Raw genomic sequence first — 16,378 nt, 5'->3', positions numbered from 1 at the left:
CTATGAATAAAATATATAATCCTGAAAGAGAAGATTGGAAATCTATTCTTAAGCGTCCTACTAAGAGCGTTGCAGATATAGAAAGTACAGTAAATCAGGTTTTTGAAGAACTTCAAGAAAACGGTGATGCTACCATAAAAAAGTATACCGAAAAGTTTGATGGCGTAACTATAACAGAGTTATTGGTTACGGATGATGAAATTGTAGAGGCTAATAGTTTGGTTCCTGTAGCCCTTAAAGAAGCTATTCTCTTGGCTAAGGATAACATTGATAAATTTCACAGCGCTCAGAAAACACAAAGTATAGAGGTAGAAACTAGTCCTGGTGTACATTGTTGGCAGGTAAAAAGGCCTATAGATAAAGTGGGCTTATATATTCCGGGAGGAACAGCACCTTTATTTTCTACTATTTTAATGTTAGCAGTCCCTGCCAATATCGCTGGATGCTCAGAAATTGTGCTATGTTCGCCACCTAATAAAGAAGGGAAAATTCACCCAGCTATTTTGTATGCGGCAAACCTTTGTGGTGTAACAAAAATATATAAGGTAGGAGGGATACAGGCTATAGCGGCAATGACCTTTGGAACAGAAACCATTCCGCAAGTGTATAAGATATTTGGACCAGGAAATCAATATGTTACTGTAGCGAAACAGATTGCTACAAAGCATGGCGTGGCTATTGATATGCCTGCGGGGCCAAGTGAGCTTTTGGTTGTGGCAGATGATACTGCAAACGCAGCGTTTGTTGCGTCAGATTTACTTAGTCAGGCAGAGCATGGTGTTGATAGTCAGGTACTATTGGTAACAACCTCTAAAGCAATGCTTGAAGATGTAGAGAAAGAAGTTGCCTTGCAAATTGAAGATTTACCACGTAAGGATATTGCTCAAAAAGCGATAGATAATAGTAAGTTAATTTACGTTGAGGATGATACAACGGCACAGGAATTAATTAATGAATATGGTCCAGAACATTATATAGTTTGTGTGGCAGATGAGGGATCTTATTTGAGTGCAATTACAAATGCAGGATCTGTTTTTATTGGCAATTACACCCCTGAAAGTGCCGGAGATTATGCTTCAGGAACTAATCATACTTTACCAACGAATGGGTATGCTAAACAGTATAGTGGTGTTAACTTAGATAGTTTTATGAAAAGCATGACTTTTCAGAAGATTTCAAAAGAAGGAATTCAAGAAATTGGTAGTGCAATTGAGCTAATGGCAGAAGCAGAAGGCTTACAAGCGCACAAAAATGCCGTTACGTTACGATTAAATAGTTTGGACGATGAGTAAGGTAAATATACAAAACCTAGTACGTGATAATGTAAAGGGACTGAGTCCGTATTCTTCAGCGCGTGATGAATACGTTTCAGATGGTTCAGATATGGTGTTTTTAGACGCTAATGAGAATCCATTTGAAAATGGTGTGAATAGATATCCAGATCCTCAGCAAAGAAGCTTAAAAGAGGTATTAGCATCTCAAAAAGGGGTACTACCTGCTAATATTCTTTTTGGAAATGGGAGTGACGAAGTTTTAGATCTAATTTTCCGCGCTTTTTGTGAACCCAAAGAAGATAATATTATTACCCTGCCGCCAACCTATGGAATGTATAAAGTGTTGTCAGGGATTAATGATATTGAGAATAGAGAAGTTTTGTTAACGGCAGATTTTGAACCTGATGTCAACCAGATTTTGGAAACAGCTGATGCTAAGTCAAAATTATTATTCCTTTGCTCGCCAAACAATCCTACAGCAAATAGTTTTTCGCGAAACAAAATAACAGAACTATTAGAAAAGTTTAATGGACTAGTCATTATTGATGAAGCCTATATAGATTTTTCAAAAGAAGAATCATGGTTGTCTGGACTACCGAATTATACAAATTTAATAGTTACACAAACACTATCTAAGGCATACGGAATGGCCGGTATTCGATTAGGGGTCTGTTATGCATCTGAAGAGATTATTGCTATTCTAAATAAGATTAAGCCACCATACAATGTAAATGAGCTTACTCAGAAAAGAGCGTTAGAGCGTGTTTTGAACGTTGACAAAATAAAATCAGAAATTACTGATATATTGAAGGAAAGAGCTTTGTTATCTAAAGCATTACTTCAATTAAATTTCGTAACTAAAGTATATGCTACTGATGCTAATTTTGTTTTAGCAAAACTAGATAATGCTACAGAACGATACAATCAGTTATTAGCGAGGGGTGTTGTGGTAAGGAACCGTACAACGCAACCTTTATGTGAAAACACATTACGCTTCACAGTAGGTACTACAGCGGAGAATAAAAAATTAATGCAGGTTTTAAAAGAAATTCAATAAGAATGAAAAAAGTACTTTTTATAGATCGAGATGGTACGATTATTAAAGAAACCATTGATGAGCAAATTGACGGTTTTGAAAAAATGACCTTCTATCCAAAAGCGTTTACATTTTTGGGTAAAATAGCTAAGGAGTTGGATTATGAATTGGTGATGATCACCAACCAAGACGGACTAGGAACAGACGTTTTTCCAGAAGATACATTTTGGCCTGTGCATAATTTCATCATGAATTCTTTTGAAAATGAAGGAGTTGTATTTGATAAAGTATTTCTTGATAGAACTTTTCCACATGAAAATGCTAACACGCGTAAACCAGGTACTGGTTTGTTGACAGCATATTTCTCTGAAGAATATGATTTAGCAAATTCTTTTGTAATCGGAGATCGGTTAACGGATATGGAATTAGCTAAAAATCTTGGAGCTAAAGGTATTTTTATCAACGATGAAACCAATCTAGGTACGGGTGAAATTACAGTGAAACGAGATGAGTTAGATGCGTATATTGCTACTGAAACCAATGATTGGGAAAAAATCTATGAGTTTTTAAAATTAAAAGATAGGGTTTCTAGTATTAGCCGTAAGACAAATGAAACTGATATTCAAATTAAAGTAAATCTAGATGGCACAGGTAAAAGTAGCATTGCTACAGGCCTTGCCTTTTTTGATCATATGCTAGATCAGCTAGCGCGTCACGGTCAAATGGATTTAGATATTAAAGTAGACGGAGATCTAGAGGTAGATGAGCACCATACTATTGAAGATACCGCAATTGCTTTAGGGGAAGTTTTCCATAAAGCATTAGGTACCAAGCTAGGTATTGAGCGTTACGGATTCTGTTTGCCTATGGATGACTGTTTAGCGCAAGTGGCAATCGACTTTGGTGGTAGAAACTGGCTGGTATGGGAGGCAGATTTTAAAAGAGAAAAAGTAGGAGATATGCCTACGGAAATGTTTCTGCACTTTTTTAAATCATTTAGTGACGGTGCTAAAGCCAATATAAATATAAAAGCAGAAGGTGTTAATGAGCATCACAAGATTGAGGCAATATTTAAAGCTTTTGCTAAGGCAATAAAAATGGCTGTAAAACGCGACGTAGAGAAGATGGTTTTACCATCTACTAAAGGAATGTTGTAAAAAAAACTTTATGAAAATAGTAATTATAAATTACGGAGCAGGAAACATACAAAGTATAAAGTTTGCAATTCAACGTCTTGGTTTTGAGGCTGTTCTGACAAGTGATGTAAATGAAATTCTAGCAGCGGATAAAGTGATTTTTCCTGGTGTAGGCGAGGCCAGCAGTGCCATGCATAAATTAAAAGCAAGCGGACTAGATGCCTTGGTACCTACTTTAAAACAACCCGTTTTAGGAATTTGTTTAGGGATGCAATTAATGTGTAATGCTACAGAGGAAGGTGATACAAAAGGGCTAGGAATATTTGATGTAGATGTGGTTAAATTTTCTAAGAAGGTAAAGGTGCCGCAAATTGGTTGGAATCAGATAGCCAATTTAAAATCAGATTTATTTAGTGGTATTTCAGAGGGCGAATACATTTATTTAGTTCATAGTTTTTATGCGGCAATTTGTAATGAAACCATAGCAACTTCAGAATATGAGCTTGAATATAGTGCAGCGTTGCAGAAAAATAATTTTTACGGAACACAGTTTCATCCAGAAAAGAGTAGTAGCGTTGGGGAAAAAATTCTAATGAATTTTTTAAATATGAAATAATACGGTACTCAAAAATTTAAAGATTTTAAAAGTATTAGGGGGTTTAAAACAGTAAGAGTATTGTGGATATTAAAACATAGGAAATTCTTAACCTTAGATAGCCATCGATAAAATAAAATATAATGAGAATAATTCCAGCAATAGATATTATAGACGGTAAATGTGTTCGTCTTTCAAAGGGCGACTATGATACTAAGAAAATATACAATGAGCATCCACTTGAAGTGGCTAAAGAGTTTGAGGCACATGGTATAACGCACTTGCATTTGGTAGATCTAGATGGTGCAAAATCTAAACATATTGTAAACCACAAGGTTTTAGAGCAAATAGCGTCTCAAACCAATTTAAAGATAGATTTTGGGGGTGGTTTAAAGACCGATGAGGATTTAAAAATAGCGTTCAACAGCGGAGCTTCTCAAATTACAGGAGGTAGTATTGCGGTGAAAGATCAGGATACTTTTTTGGGTTGGATAGAAACATATGGCGCTGAAAAAATTATATTGGGGGCAGATGCTTTACACGAGAAAGTGGCAGTTTCAGGGTGGCAAGAAGATTCTAAAGAAGATTTAATTCCGTTTATACAAGCCTATCAACAGAAAGGAATTGTATTTGTAATTTGTACAGATATTAGTAAAGACGGTATGTTACAAGGTCCTTCCTTTGAATTGTATGAGCGTATTTTAAATGAAACTAGTAAAGGTGCTGATAGTCGCAGTATTAATTTGATTGCTTCAGGAGGTATATCTACCTTTGATGAATTGCCTAAATTAGCAGAACTAGGTTGTGAGGGAACTATTATTGGTAAAGCAATCTATGAAAATAGAATCAGTCTAAAACAATTAGAAGATTACATACTTTCTAAATAAATAAAATGCTTACAAAACGAATAATACCTTGTTTAGATATTAAAGACGGACGTACCGTAAAGGGGATCAATTTTGTTGATTTACGAGATGCAGGTGATCCGGTAGAATTGGCAGAGATTTATGCCAATTCAGGAGCAGATGAGTTGGTTTTTCTGGACATTTCAGCTACCGAAGAAAAACGTAAAACACTTGCCGATTTGGTTTATCGCGTAGCGGAAAAAGTAAATATTCCGTTTACCGTAGGTGGTGGTATAGCTTCTGTTGAAGATGTAGATATGCTATTGCAAAATGGTGCTGACAAGGTATCTATAAACTCATCAGCTGTTAAAAATCCACAATTAATAAATGATTTATCGGCAAAATTTGGTTCGCAATGTATCGTTGTTGCTATAGATGCTAAATTAATTGAGGGGGAATGGATTGTGCATTTGGTAGGAGGAAAAGTGCCTACCGAAATTCGCTTGTTTGATTGGGCCAAGGAAGTAGAAGAGCGCGGTGCAGGTGAAATTTTGTTTACCTCTATGGATAATGATGGTACAAAAGATGGTTTTGCAAATGAGGCGCTGGCTAAATTATCTACGGAATTAAATATACCCATCATTGCCTCTGGTGGCGCGGGTAATATGCAGCATTTTACAGATACTTTTATAGAGGGTAAAGCAGATGCAGCGCTTGCAGCAAGTGTATTTCATTTTAAAGAAATAGAGATAGTAGATTTAAAAAAAGAATTAAAAGATAACGGGATTCCTGTTAGAATATAAAGAGTATGAAAATAGATTTCGATAAAAATTCAGACGGATTAATACCAGCCATAATACAAGATGCTACAACAAAGAATGTGTTAATGCTCGGGTACATGAACCAAGAGGCTTTTGATAAAACTCAAGAAACAAAAAAAGTTACATTTTTTAGCCGCACTAAAAAACGCTTGTGGACTAAAGGCGAAGAGAGTGGTAATTTTTTAAATCTTGTGGCAATTAAAAATGATTGTGATAATGATACCTTACTTATTACTGTAAATCCCGTAGGGCCTACATGTCATAAAGGAACGGATACTTGTTGGGAGGAAGAAAACACGAGTTCCTTTGGTTTCTTAACCAAGCTGGAAGCAATCATAACAGACCGTAAGGACAATCCCGAGAATCAAGATAGCTATGTTGCGTCCCTTTTTAGAAAAGGAATTAATAAAGTAGCGCAAAAAGTAGGAGAGGAAGCAGTTGAAGTGGTTATTGAAGCAAAAGATAATGACGATAAATTATTTTTAGATGAGAGTGCAGATTTACTCTTTCATTACTTAATTCTATTACAGGCAAAAGGATTTACGTTGAAAGATATTGAGGAGGTCTTGAAAAAGAGAAATTAAATAGTTAACACCGTTCACTTTATAAAAATCCGAAATAACATGTTACCATGTTGTTTCGGGTTTTTTTTGTAAAAAATAGTCACTTGCGAGAGCTAATAATGTAATTGCAACGTATATGTTAAAGCTAATGAAAAATGAGCGATTTTAAAGGTTGTATAAAGCTGTGTAATTACACATAAATTGTATAAAAATTACACACTTTTTATTCTGGAAACGCTCGGAAACACTAGCAAACTGGTTTTTATTTAAAATGGTACGTAAGTTGCCGTATGAATTTTAAATTGATACAAAAAATAAAGAGAGAACGCATATTATGAAAACAGGAACAATTACTTTAAAAGAATTATATTCCACAGTAAACAATAAATTTTTAAGTGGAGACAAACAATCTAGTCCTATTAATTTATGGGCCATTGTAGTGCTCGTAAGTTCGTTTGCTTTAATGATCGGAGCAGGTTACGTGGTTTACTTATTACAGGCAGATTTTGAGCAATTTAATTTTGAAAGATTAAACACAAGTTGGGGCTTTGCATTTTTTATAGTTGCAGCTTCATTGTTTTTCTTTAAGGTTACTTTCTTCTTATACAATCTATTTCTTTACTTTAAGTATAAGCCTATAGCTTCGGTAAGTGATGAAGAATTGCCAACGTGTACGGTAATCGTACCAGCTTACAATGAAGGAAAACAAGTTTGGGCTACTTTAAAAAGTTTAGCCAAGAGTGACTATCCAGAACACAAATTACAATTGTTAGCTATTGATGATGGTAGTAAAGATGATACCTGGAAATGGATGCAAGAAGCAAAGAGAGTTTTAGGAGACCGAGTAACGATCTTGCAACAACCAAAAAACATGGGGAAACGTCATGCGTTATACCGTGGGTTTAATTTAGGAACTGGTGAAATCTTTATTACCGTAGATAGTGATTCTGTGGTAAATACAGATACGTTGCGTAATTTGGTTAGTCCGTTTATTGTAGATGAAAAATGTGGTGCTGTAGCTGGTAATATTCAAGTATTGAATAACGAAAGAGCTATTCTACCTAAAATGTTAAATGTGAGTTTCGTTATGAGTTTTGAATTCAAACGTTCTGCAGAAAGTAGTTTAGATTCAGTTCTTTGTACGCCAGGTGCATTAGCCGCATACAGAGCAGAGGCAGTATTTAATTGTCTTCCTGAGTGGATTAACCAAACGTTCATGGGACAACCTTCAGATATTGGAGAGGATAGAGCCATGACTAATATGATTTTGAAACAAGGGTACCATGTTTTATTTCAAAGAAATGCATATGCGTATACCAATGTTCCAGAAAAGTACACTGGGTTATACAAAATGTTTATCAGATGGGGTAGAAGTAATGTTCGTGAGAATATCGCAATGTCTCAGTATGTATTTACAAACTTTAGAGAAGGGTCTAAATTTGGATCTAGACTTTTATTTATTAGTCAAGCTTTAAAAATTATAATGACGTACCCATTCTTATTGTTTATGTTATTCTTTATTATAACGCATCCAATATTATTTGTAAGCTCTACGTTGTTAAGTATTTTAGTAGTATCTACTTTCCCAGTATTGTTTTATGCAAAACGATACAGTTTATCGCAAGCATTTTGGGCATACTCATACAGTATCTTATTTACTTTTGGTTTATTCTGGATTACCCCTTATGCGATTGCAACAGCAAGTAGAAGAGGTTGGTTAACTAGAGAGATAGCTGCTTAAGCATCGGGCTCTTAAAATATAAAAATCCGCATCATACTATATGATGCGGATTTTTTTTGTTAAAAAGTGATATAGCATAATGAGAATACGGCAATAAAAACCCATAAACAGAAGGCTAGAAGAACGGGTCTATATCCAGTTGCTTTTAAGTCGCTTATAGAGATGCTTGTCCCTACAAGAAAAAGAGTGAGGATTAAAAGTTTCTTAGATAAGGATACTATGGTGTGTGTTGCAACTTCCGGTATAAGTTGGTAGCTATTGATAACAATGGCAAGGATAAACAAAAGAATAAAATAGGGTATTTTTATACGTTCTCCTTTTGTTTTAAAAATAAACATGGATAAAATAGATAGAGGAATAATCCATAATGTTCTTGAGAGTTTAACGGTTGTTGCTATGCGTAAAGCTTCGTCTCCATAGCCAAGAGCGGCTCCTACAACAGCGCTAGTATCATGAATTGCGATAGCGCACCAAAGTCCAAACTGATGCTGATTTAGCCCTAATAAGTGTCCTAATTGTGGAAATACAAATAGGGCGATAGCATTTAAAGTGAAAACTACCCCCAAAGCGATACTGATTGTTTTTCCATTAGCGCGAATTACAGGAGAGATTGCGGCTATAGCACTTCCTCCGCAAATGGATGTTCCTGAGGTAATCAAATGCCCAAGCTTTACATCAATCTTAAGTAATTTAGTCAAAAGAAATCCCAAACTAATAGTTAACACTATTGAAAAAAAAGTAAGTCCTAAACCTTCTTTACTTGTTTCTATAGTGTCTGTTAGAAGCATGCCAAAGCCAAGGCCAATAATAGCAAGTTTTAATAATAACTGAATGGCTGTTTGATTGTATTTTTTAAATGGGTTTTCAAAAATTAAAGAGAATAGAAAGCCTAAAAATAAAGCAGTTGGACTATTGATAATTCCAAGCAATGCTGTTAAGAGTATGCTTATAAAAACTATAGGAGCTAGTATGGGTTTCATATCACTAATTTTATGAGACAAAACTAGTGGTTAATCATAACTATTAAGCAAACTTAATTCCTATGTTAAATAACTAAAAGTTATAGCTGTTTTGCACAAAACGTTCAAAATAATCCATAAGGCTAGATTTGTAACCTGTTCTAGAGACAAAATAAAACCAACGTTCTATTGTAAAGCCTTTAATGTCTATTATTTTTAGTTTATTAGTTATGAGATCCTCTCGTATAGCGTGTATGGAGAGTAAGGCATAGGAATCTGAATAATAAAGGTAGTTTTTAATAGCCTCAGTACTATTTAGAGTAACGGCTATTTGTAAAGACTTTATTTGTTGCTGTAGCAAAGCCTCGTAAATTATTTCACGTGTACCAGATCCCGATTCTCGTTCTATAATAGGTAGTTCTTGTAGCTTTTTTAGGGAGATAATCCCCTTGGGGAATTGAGAATTCTTCTCATTGGTAACTAGAACAATCTCATCTTTAATGAATTTTTTAAAGTGCAACTTAGGATTGGTGTTTTTTCCTTCGGTAATACCAAAGTCCAACTGTTGATTTAATATAAGCTCTTCAATGTGGTCAGAATTGTCGCTCTCTATCTCAAAGCTAGTTTTAGGATATTGGGTTCTAAATTGAGCAATGATTTTTGGGATGATGTAACTGGCAAGAGTGGTACTTGCACCAAATTTAATACGATCAGGGAGTTGATTGTCTTTATGTATAAACCGATTTTCAATTTCGGAATACACTTCTAAAATTCTATTTACATAGATTAAAAAAGATTTTCCATCTTGAGTAAGTTCAATGGAGTTACGCTTTCTGATAAAAAGAGTAGTGTTGTATTCATCCTCTAGATTTCTAATTGCTTTAGAAATAGCGGGTTGAGAAATAAATAATTGTTCCGCAGCTTTTGTAAAACTAGAATGGTGTGCAACAGATTTAAATATCTTAAGTTTATGATCCATAACGTTTATAAATAGCTTTTCAAAGATACTTTAAACTTTACAGATGGCAGACACAAAAAGCTATCGTTACTATCTTAGTTTTCGGCTATTGCCATTGCTTTGAGGTCCAATTCAGTGATTAATTCCTGTGTATTTGCATGAACCCTTTTGCTGTAAAACCTACCGCGATCCCAATCTGGAGCATCAACAGCATGTTCTAAGTCACTTATGGTGTGTTCAATTTTTAATTTCAATTCATCATCGTTACTAGTTTCTAAATGTTCGGAGATATCTAGATATGCTTCTAACGCCTTCTCTGAGTAATAGCGTTGATGGTCAAAATTATTAGAGCTTAATGCTTTTTTTGTATGGTTTAAAGCATAACTAGCTTTCGTATAGATAACGTCCCATTCTGTGTCATTTGACGTAGCTAAGAAGGAATAAAAGATACTGAAGATGATGAATAATTTGGTCATAGGTCAAGTATTTGTAGGAAATTATTTACAAATAACGTTTATTTTTTTCAAATAATACCTACCACCATACAATAAATATTTTCTGAAGCTTATTATTGGAATCTTTCATCCATAGCATTGGAGCTTGTTTTTGGTTATGTTTTTCTTGAATATCGATTAAAATTCGCTGTTGTGTTTTCCAAACAACATCTTCAGTAGGGGTAACTATCCATTCTTGTTTAGTTAATAGATAGTAGCTATTTTTTTCAAAATTAGATTTCAGAAAATCATGAAGGTGCAACCAGAAGCCAACAATACAGTTTTCATTCAGAGTTTTGAGTGCTGTTTTTTTTTGATAGGGGTGAAACAGTTGCGCTTTAAAGCAAGCTTTTGATATCATATTAGTTAATTCTAAGCCTTTTAATTCAAAAAACGCTTGAGCTTCTTTGGTTTGTAAAAGCTTAAATTGCTTGTCTCTAATCTTTTGTATTTTTTCAAAGAAGGCATCCTTCCGGTTAGGACCAATTAATTGATGAATTTCATCAGGTATTGTAGGGTCAATGATGTAAAATTTATAGGTAAGTTCTACATGTGTAATAGCTTTGTTTTCAGTGTTTTGTAGGATAAAGTCTAATTCTCCTAGCGTTCTATTTTCGTTGCGTATGGGCTGATTAAAGACTAGTGTTTTGTAGCGGGAAGAATGATGAATTAATTGTTCAAAAATATATTCTATTTGATGTCCCAATCGTATGTTTTCAGGAATTGGTTTCAATGAAAAACCTTCTAAATTAATAGCAGGAAACTTAAATTGCGGGATATTGTTGAAACTCTCATCCCATAATTCTTCTGTAGCTAGGAAACCTTTTATTTGTGATAAATTCATGAGAGCTAAAGTTACAACAAAGCGTTAAGATTTCTTAAATGGTAGCTTCCTTTTGTTAAAAGTGTTATTTTTATAGTATGGCTATGAATATAAGAAAAGGGTTTCGGTTTGCTACTTATGAAGCGCCGGAACAAACTCCTTTTGAAAAACTTTTTGATATTTTTCAAGAACTAATCACGCATACTTCTGGCGATGTTGATGAAGCGCTAGATTGGTTGCGGGAATTAGATAAGGAGTACGAACTTACCGATGAAAATTATACAATTGATGATTTCATTGAAGACCTGAAATCAAAAGGGTATTTACAAGAAGAGTTTAAAGACGGTGGTGGTGATGGTACTGAGGGTGACGAAACCAATAAAGGAGGTGATTTGTCTATTACCGCAAAGATGGAACGCATTATTAGACAACGCGCACTAGACCAAATTTTCGGGAAACTTAAAAGAAATGGCGCAGGTAACCATAAAACTGGAAAATCTGGTCAAGGAGATGAGCATACGGGAGAGCTTAGAGAATATAGATATGGCGATGGTTTAGACCGTATTTCTATGACAGAGAGTATTAAAAATGCACAAATAAGTAGTGGTATTGGAGAGTTTTCTTTGAATGAAGATGATCTGGTAGTAGAAGATACACACTATAAAGCTCAAATGAGTACGGTGTTAATGATAGATATAAGCCATAGTATGATTTTGTATGGAGAAGATCGGATTACTCCAGCGAAAAAAGTGGCTATGGCATTGGCAGAGCTAATTACGACTCGCTATCCGAAAGATACTCTAGATATTTTAGTTTTTGGGAATGACGCTTGGCCTATTCCTATTAAAGATTTACCATATCTAAAAGTTGGCCCTTATCATACCAATACAGTGGCAGGCTTGCAATTGGCAATGGATATGCTTAGGCGAAAACGAAATACAAATAAGCAAATCTTTATGATCACAGATGGTAAGCCTAGTTGTTTGCGTATGCCAGATGGTAGTTATTATAAAAACAGTGTGGGTCTGGATGATTTTATTGTAGAAAAATGCTATAATATGGCACGCCAAGCAAGAAAGCATCATATTCCCATTACCACTTTTATGATTGCTCAAGACCCTTATTTAATGCAATTTATAAGACATTTTACAGAAGCAAATAAAGGGAAGGCCTTTTTTACGGGATTAAAGGGCTTAGGTGAAATGATTTTTGAAGATTACGAAGCAAATAGAAAAAAGCGTTTAAAATAACATAACAGCATATTTTAAACAAAAAACAAAAAAAAATGAATACAACATATGAAACTGAATCATAACGAAATAAGTACTTTGGGTGAGCTTAAAAAAGCGGGGTACCAAAGCAAGAGTATAAAAGATGAACTTAGAGATAATCTAAGAACTAAAATTAAAAATGGAGAAGAAACTTTCACAGGAGTTTGGGGATATGAGAATTCTGTAATTCCTGAATTAGAACGTGCAATTTTATCTAGACATAATATTAACTTATTAGGATTAAGAGGGCAGGCAAAAACGAGATTAGCGCGTTTAATGGTGAACCTATTAGATGAAAACATTCCTGTAGTTGGGGGATCAGAAATCAATGATGACCCCATGCAACCAATGTCTCGGTATGCTATTGAATTAATCAAAGAAAAAGGCGATGCGACACCGATTACTTGGTTACACCGCAGTGAGCGTTTCTCTGAGAAACTAGCAACGCCAGATGTTACTGTGGCAGATTTAATTGGTGATGTAGATCCTATTAAAGCAGCTAATTTAAAATTATCCTATGCAGATGATCGTGTAATTCACTTTGGGATGATACCGCGTGCGAACAGGTGCATTTTTGTAATTAATGAATTGCCAGATTTACAAGCTAGGATTCAAGTATCCTTATTTAATATTCTTCAAGAAGGAGATATACAGATTCGTGGTTTTAAATTGCGTTTGCCTCTAGACATTCAGTTTGTATTCACGGCAAACCCTGAAGATTATACCAATAGGGGTAGTATCGTTACGCCGTTAAAGGATAGAATAGGTTCGCAGATTTTAACACATTATCCAGATGATATTGAAACAGCACGTAAAATTACGGAGCAAGAATCTAAATTAGATGCTAGGCAAACAGATGCTGTTTATGTTCCAGATGTAGCAAAAGATTTGCTAGAGCAAATTAGTTTTGAAGCTCGTGAAAGCGAGTATGTAGACGCTAAAAGTGGTGTAAGTGCGCGTACGAGTATCACGGCATTTGAGAATTTGTTAAGTACGGCAGAGCGCAGAGCATTGCTAACGGGTGCAGATAGTACTATGGTGCGTTTAAGTGATTTTCTAGGTATTATCCCTTCTATAACAGGTAAAATAGAATTGGTATATGAAGGAGAGCAGGAGGGTGCAGATGGTGTCGCGGCTATTTTAATTGATGATGCTGTTAAAACGTTATTTCCAAAATTTTTCCCTGAAATAAATAAGTTAGAGAAAAAGGGAGCGGAAACTCCTTATGATGAATTATTGCATTGGTTTTTCCAAGGTGATGGTTTTGAACTTTTAGATGAGTATACAGATGAAGAATATAAAAGAGCTTTAGATGATATTCCCGCATTAAATCAATTGATAAAGGAATATCAACCAGAATATGATAAGAAAGATATATACTTCTTAAAAGAGCTGTTGCTTTGGGGTTTAGTAGCTTATAAAAAGTTGAATAAAAACCGTTTTGAAGAAGGCTATCAATTTAAAGACATGTACAGTAGTTTTTTTAATGATCTGTAAGTAGTATAACCATGCTTAAACTGAAAAAACCCTTCCCATACAGGAAGGGTTTTCAACTTTCAAAAAAACATAACAATCTGTCTCCCATTTAGCTTACCTGATATGCAGGTAGATTAAAAATAAAAGAACTTCCTTCTTTGGGTTTGCTTAATACTGTAATCGTGGTATCATGTAAATCCATTATTTTCTTCACAATGGCTAAGCCTAAACCATAGCCTTGTTTTTTGGTGCTTTTATCTACTTGTTTATAGCGGTCAAAAATATAGGGCAATTCACTTACGGGAATTCCAGTACCTGTATCACTTATATTGATCTCTATATTCTTACCCTTCTTCAATAAAGACAGTGTAACCGTGCCATCATCTTCGGTATATTTTAAAGCATTCTCTATTAAATTTTGCAAGGCTCTTTCTACCAAACTTACATCTGCAAAAACCAAACAATTGTCTTCTGGATTATTTAATTGTAGGCTAATATTTTTCTTATCGGCTAGTACTCTAAACTTTGCAATTAAGTCATGAGAAAGTTCGGTTATAGAGAATGGCTCTTTGATAGGAGTAACTTGTTCTGCTTCTAGTTTTGAGTATTCAAAAAGTTGATTGATAAGTTTGGAGAGCTTGTCTATATTATCATGAGTAATCTGCAGGTATTCTTTCTTATCTTGTTCCGATAAGGTTTTATTTTTCATTTGTAAGGTTTCCACGTAGCCTTTTAAAATCGCCAAAGGTGTTCTTAGGTCATGAGATACGTTTGCAATGAGCTCTCTCCTAAGTAAATCAACAGATTTCATCTTATCCATATTATCTACAATAGTATCTGCCATCTCATTAAAAGAATTTGCGAAAATGGCTATATCAGAGTCGTCTGGATTTTCAATACGGGCATCTAAATCTCCTTCTCGGAAACTCCGAACAGTTTTGGTAATGAGTAATAAGTTCTTGGTAAGGAACCAGATGCTTAATAAAGCGATCAATGCGGCAAAAAACATGGTTAATAAGGTGGCGCCAAATCCTAGTTTCATAAAATATTGACCAAACAGATTATCGCTCACTGCTTGGAAATCTTTTCCAGCCAAAATAATATAGATAAAGCCTTCTCTGCCTTGAATAGTAAAAGGAGCTACGGAAAAAATATTTTGTTCTCCTGTATTTCTAGGGTCATCTCCTAAAACGTATTTTTGACCTTTAGTTTTAATGAAGTAATCAATAGGAGCTGTGTCCACAGATTTTGAAGGCGTGTTTTTGCTGTGGTCTAGAACAACAGAGTATAGTATGGTACCGCTATTGTCTAGCAAATAAACCTCGATACTACGGTTAACAGCCATCATATCATGCATCAGGTCTCCAAACAATGCTTTATTGACGCTACCGTCTTCTAGAAAAGGAGATTCATTTTGAAATTTTTCATTGATTACATGCGTAGCTACATTGGCATTAATACGTTGTGTAGTTTCTTCATTGTATTTATTCGCTAGGTATGCGGTAATTACAATATAGGATGCCCCCATTAGTACAATGATGAGCACAAAAGCTAACCATAGCTTTTTTATTAGTTTGGGAGTAAGCGTTTTTTCGTTTTTTCTCATGCAAGTATATCTTCATTGAATTTGTAGCCAACACCCCAAGTGGTTAAAATAAAGGTAGGGTTTGCCATATCCGATTCAATTTTAGCTCTTAATCTATTTATATGTGAATTTACAGTATGTTCATACCCTTCAAAATTGTATCCCCAAATCATATTTAATAAATCTGTGCGGGTATAGTTTCTACCAGGGTTTGAAGCCATCAGTACTAGAAGTTCAAACTCTTTAGGAGACAGCTCAATTTTTTTATCGTTCAGAATAACTTTTCGCTTATCAATATCAATGCTAAGACCATCAGCTTTAATAGTTGATGTATCCTTTTCGGCAATTGTATTGGTATCTGCACGGCGTAAAACCGCTTTAACTCTAGCTAAAAGCTCTCGTATGCTAAAAGGCTTAGTGATATAATCATCTGCTCCAATCTCTAATCCTAGAACTCGGTCTATTTCTTCAGATTTAGCGGTTAACATGATAATCGGAGTATTCTTTTGGCTTCTGATTTTTTTGCAAATCTCTACGCCATCCATGGTAGGGAGCGTTAAATCTAACAATATTAAATCATAAGAATTTTCCAAAGCCATTTCTAGGCCTAGCTTCCCGTCCATAGCTTTGGCGGTGGTATAAATCAAATCCGTTAGATGTATTTCTAACAATTTAATTATTTCAGGATCGTCTTCTATGATTAATATCTGCTTCATAATTATTTCTGTTGCTAAACAAGTTAAAATGTATCACACAAATATCACAACGGCATAAAACTTCATAAAAAGTCGTTTTAAGGAC

At 34.8% G+C, this 16,378-nt stretch carries 16 protein-coding genes; 10 read left to right on the top strand and 6 right to left on the bottom strand.

Features of this window, described 5'->3' with window-relative positions; genetic code table 11:
* Window positions 1–2: 2 nt before the first annotated feature.
* From hisD to M666_RS17120, 8 genes are all read left to right on the top strand, one after another.
* Window positions 3–1,292 carry a histidinol dehydrogenase gene (gene hisD, locus M666_RS17155; RefSeq protein ID WP_029445192.1) on the top strand — a complete coding sequence of 430 codons (1,290 nt, stop codon included), beginning with the start codon at window positions 3–5 and terminating at the stop codon, window positions 1,290–1,292.
* Window positions 1,285–2,331: a histidinol-phosphate transaminase gene (gene hisC, locus M666_RS17150; protein WP_029445193.1), complete on the top strand. Its 1,047-nt coding sequence runs from the start codon at window positions 1,285–1,287 to the stop codon at window positions 2,329–2,331. The genes hisD and hisC overlap by 8 nt, the downstream gene beginning before the upstream one ends.
* Before the next feature lie 2 nt (window positions 2,332–2,333).
* Window positions 2,334–3,467 carry a bifunctional histidinol-phosphatase/imidazoleglycerol-phosphate dehydratase HisB gene (hisB, locus tag M666_RS17145; RefSeq protein WP_025615515.1) on the top strand — a complete coding sequence of 378 codons (1,134 nt, stop codon included), beginning with the start codon at window positions 2,334–2,336 and terminating at the stop codon, window positions 3,465–3,467.
* Between the two features lie 10 nt (window positions 3,468–3,477).
* Window positions 3,478–4,062 (top strand): imidazole glycerol phosphate synthase subunit HisH, encoded by a 585-nt coding sequence (gene hisH, locus M666_RS17140; protein ID WP_029445194.1) that lies wholly within the window; start codon window positions 3,478–3,480, stop codon window positions 4,060–4,062.
* Between the two features lie 122 nt (window positions 4,063–4,184).
* The gene (hisA, locus tag M666_RS17135) at window positions 4,185–4,928 is read left to right on the top strand and encodes a 1-(5-phosphoribosyl)-5-[(5-phosphoribosylamino)methylideneamino]imidazole-4-carboxamide isomerase (protein ID WP_029445195.1); all 744 of its coding nucleotides are present in this window, start codon (window positions 4,185–4,187) and stop codon (window positions 4,926–4,928) included.
* A 5-nt stretch (window positions 4,929–4,933) separates the two neighbouring features.
* Window positions 4,934–5,689, top strand: a complete 756-nt coding sequence (gene hisF / locus M666_RS17130) for an imidazole glycerol phosphate synthase subunit HisF (RefSeq protein ID WP_029445196.1) — start codon at window positions 4,934–4,936, stop codon at window positions 5,687–5,689.
* A gap of 5 nt (window positions 5,690–5,694) precedes the next feature.
* Entirely contained in the window at window positions 5,695–6,291 is a 597-nt protein-coding gene (gene hisIE / locus M666_RS17125; RefSeq protein WP_024481222.1) for a bifunctional phosphoribosyl-AMP cyclohydrolase/phosphoribosyl-ATP diphosphatase HisIE, read from the top strand.
* A gap of 313 nt (window positions 6,292–6,604) precedes the next feature.
* A complete protein-coding gene (locus tag M666_RS17120) occupies window positions 6,605–8,011 on the top strand; it encodes a glycosyltransferase family 2 protein (protein WP_029445197.1) in 1,407 nt (468 codons plus the stop codon).
* A 59-nt stretch (window positions 8,012–8,070) separates the two neighbouring features.
* Here M666_RS17120 and M666_RS17115 read toward each other — a convergent pair whose 3' ends face one another.
* From M666_RS17115 to M666_RS17100, 4 genes are all read right to left on the bottom strand, one after another.
* The gene (locus tag M666_RS17115) at window positions 8,071–8,991 is read right to left on the bottom strand and encodes a YeiH family protein (RefSeq protein ID WP_024481220.1); all 921 of its coding nucleotides are present in this window, start codon (window positions 8,989–8,991) and stop codon (window positions 8,071–8,073) included.
* Window positions 8,992–9,064: 73 nt separating this feature from the next.
* Window positions 9,065–9,949: a LysR substrate-binding domain-containing protein gene (locus M666_RS17110; protein ID WP_029445198.1), complete on the bottom strand. Its 885-nt coding sequence runs from the start codon at window positions 9,947–9,949 to the stop codon at window positions 9,065–9,067.
* Window positions 9,950–10,023: 74 nt separating this feature from the next.
* Window positions 10,024–10,404 carry a hypothetical protein gene (locus tag M666_RS17105; RefSeq protein WP_024481218.1) on the bottom strand — a complete coding sequence of 127 codons (381 nt, stop codon included), beginning with the start codon at window positions 10,402–10,404 and terminating at the stop codon, window positions 10,024–10,026.
* A gap of 58 nt (window positions 10,405–10,462) precedes the next feature.
* Window positions 10,463–11,266, bottom strand: a complete 804-nt coding sequence (locus M666_RS17100) for a DUF1853 family protein (RefSeq protein WP_029445199.1) — start codon at window positions 11,264–11,266, stop codon at window positions 10,463–10,465.
* A 77-nt stretch (window positions 11,267–11,343) separates the two neighbouring features.
* Between M666_RS17100 and M666_RS17095 the strand changes: the two genes are divergently transcribed.
* Together M666_RS17095 and M666_RS17090 are read left to right on the top strand one after the other, a co-directional pair.
* Window positions 11,344–12,495, top strand: coding sequence for a vWA domain-containing protein (locus M666_RS17095; RefSeq protein ID WP_029445200.1), 1,152 nt, complete (start codon window positions 11,344–11,346; stop codon window positions 12,493–12,495).
* Window positions 12,496–12,543: 48 nt separating this feature from the next.
* Window positions 12,544–14,013, top strand: a complete 1,470-nt coding sequence (locus M666_RS17090; RefSeq protein ID WP_029445201.1) for a MoxR family ATPase — start codon at window positions 12,544–12,546, stop codon at window positions 14,011–14,013.
* 88 nt (window positions 14,014–14,101) lie between these two features.
* On the opposite strand, the gene M666_RS17085 is transcribed toward M666_RS17090, so the two are convergent.
* A complete protein-coding gene (locus tag M666_RS17085; RefSeq protein ID WP_029445202.1) occupies window positions 14,102–15,598 on the bottom strand; it encodes a sensor histidine kinase in 1,497 nt (498 codons plus the stop codon).
* Window positions 15,595–16,293, bottom strand: a complete 699-nt coding sequence (locus tag M666_RS17080; protein WP_025615505.1) for a response regulator — start codon at window positions 16,291–16,293, stop codon at window positions 15,595–15,597. Before M666_RS17080 ends, M666_RS17085 begins: the two co-directional genes overlap by 4 nt.
* Between the last annotated feature and the right edge of the window lie 85 nt (window positions 16,294–16,378).

Origin of the sequence: Cellulophaga baltica 18 (assembly GCF_000468615.2) — a bacterium.
GTDB classification, from domain to species: Bacteria; Bacteroidota; Bacteroidia; order Flavobacteriales; family Flavobacteriaceae; genus Cellulophaga; species Cellulophaga baltica.
The sequence above is the reverse complement of the archived record's forward strand: the minus strand, read 5'-3'. Positions and strand labels throughout refer to the sequence as shown.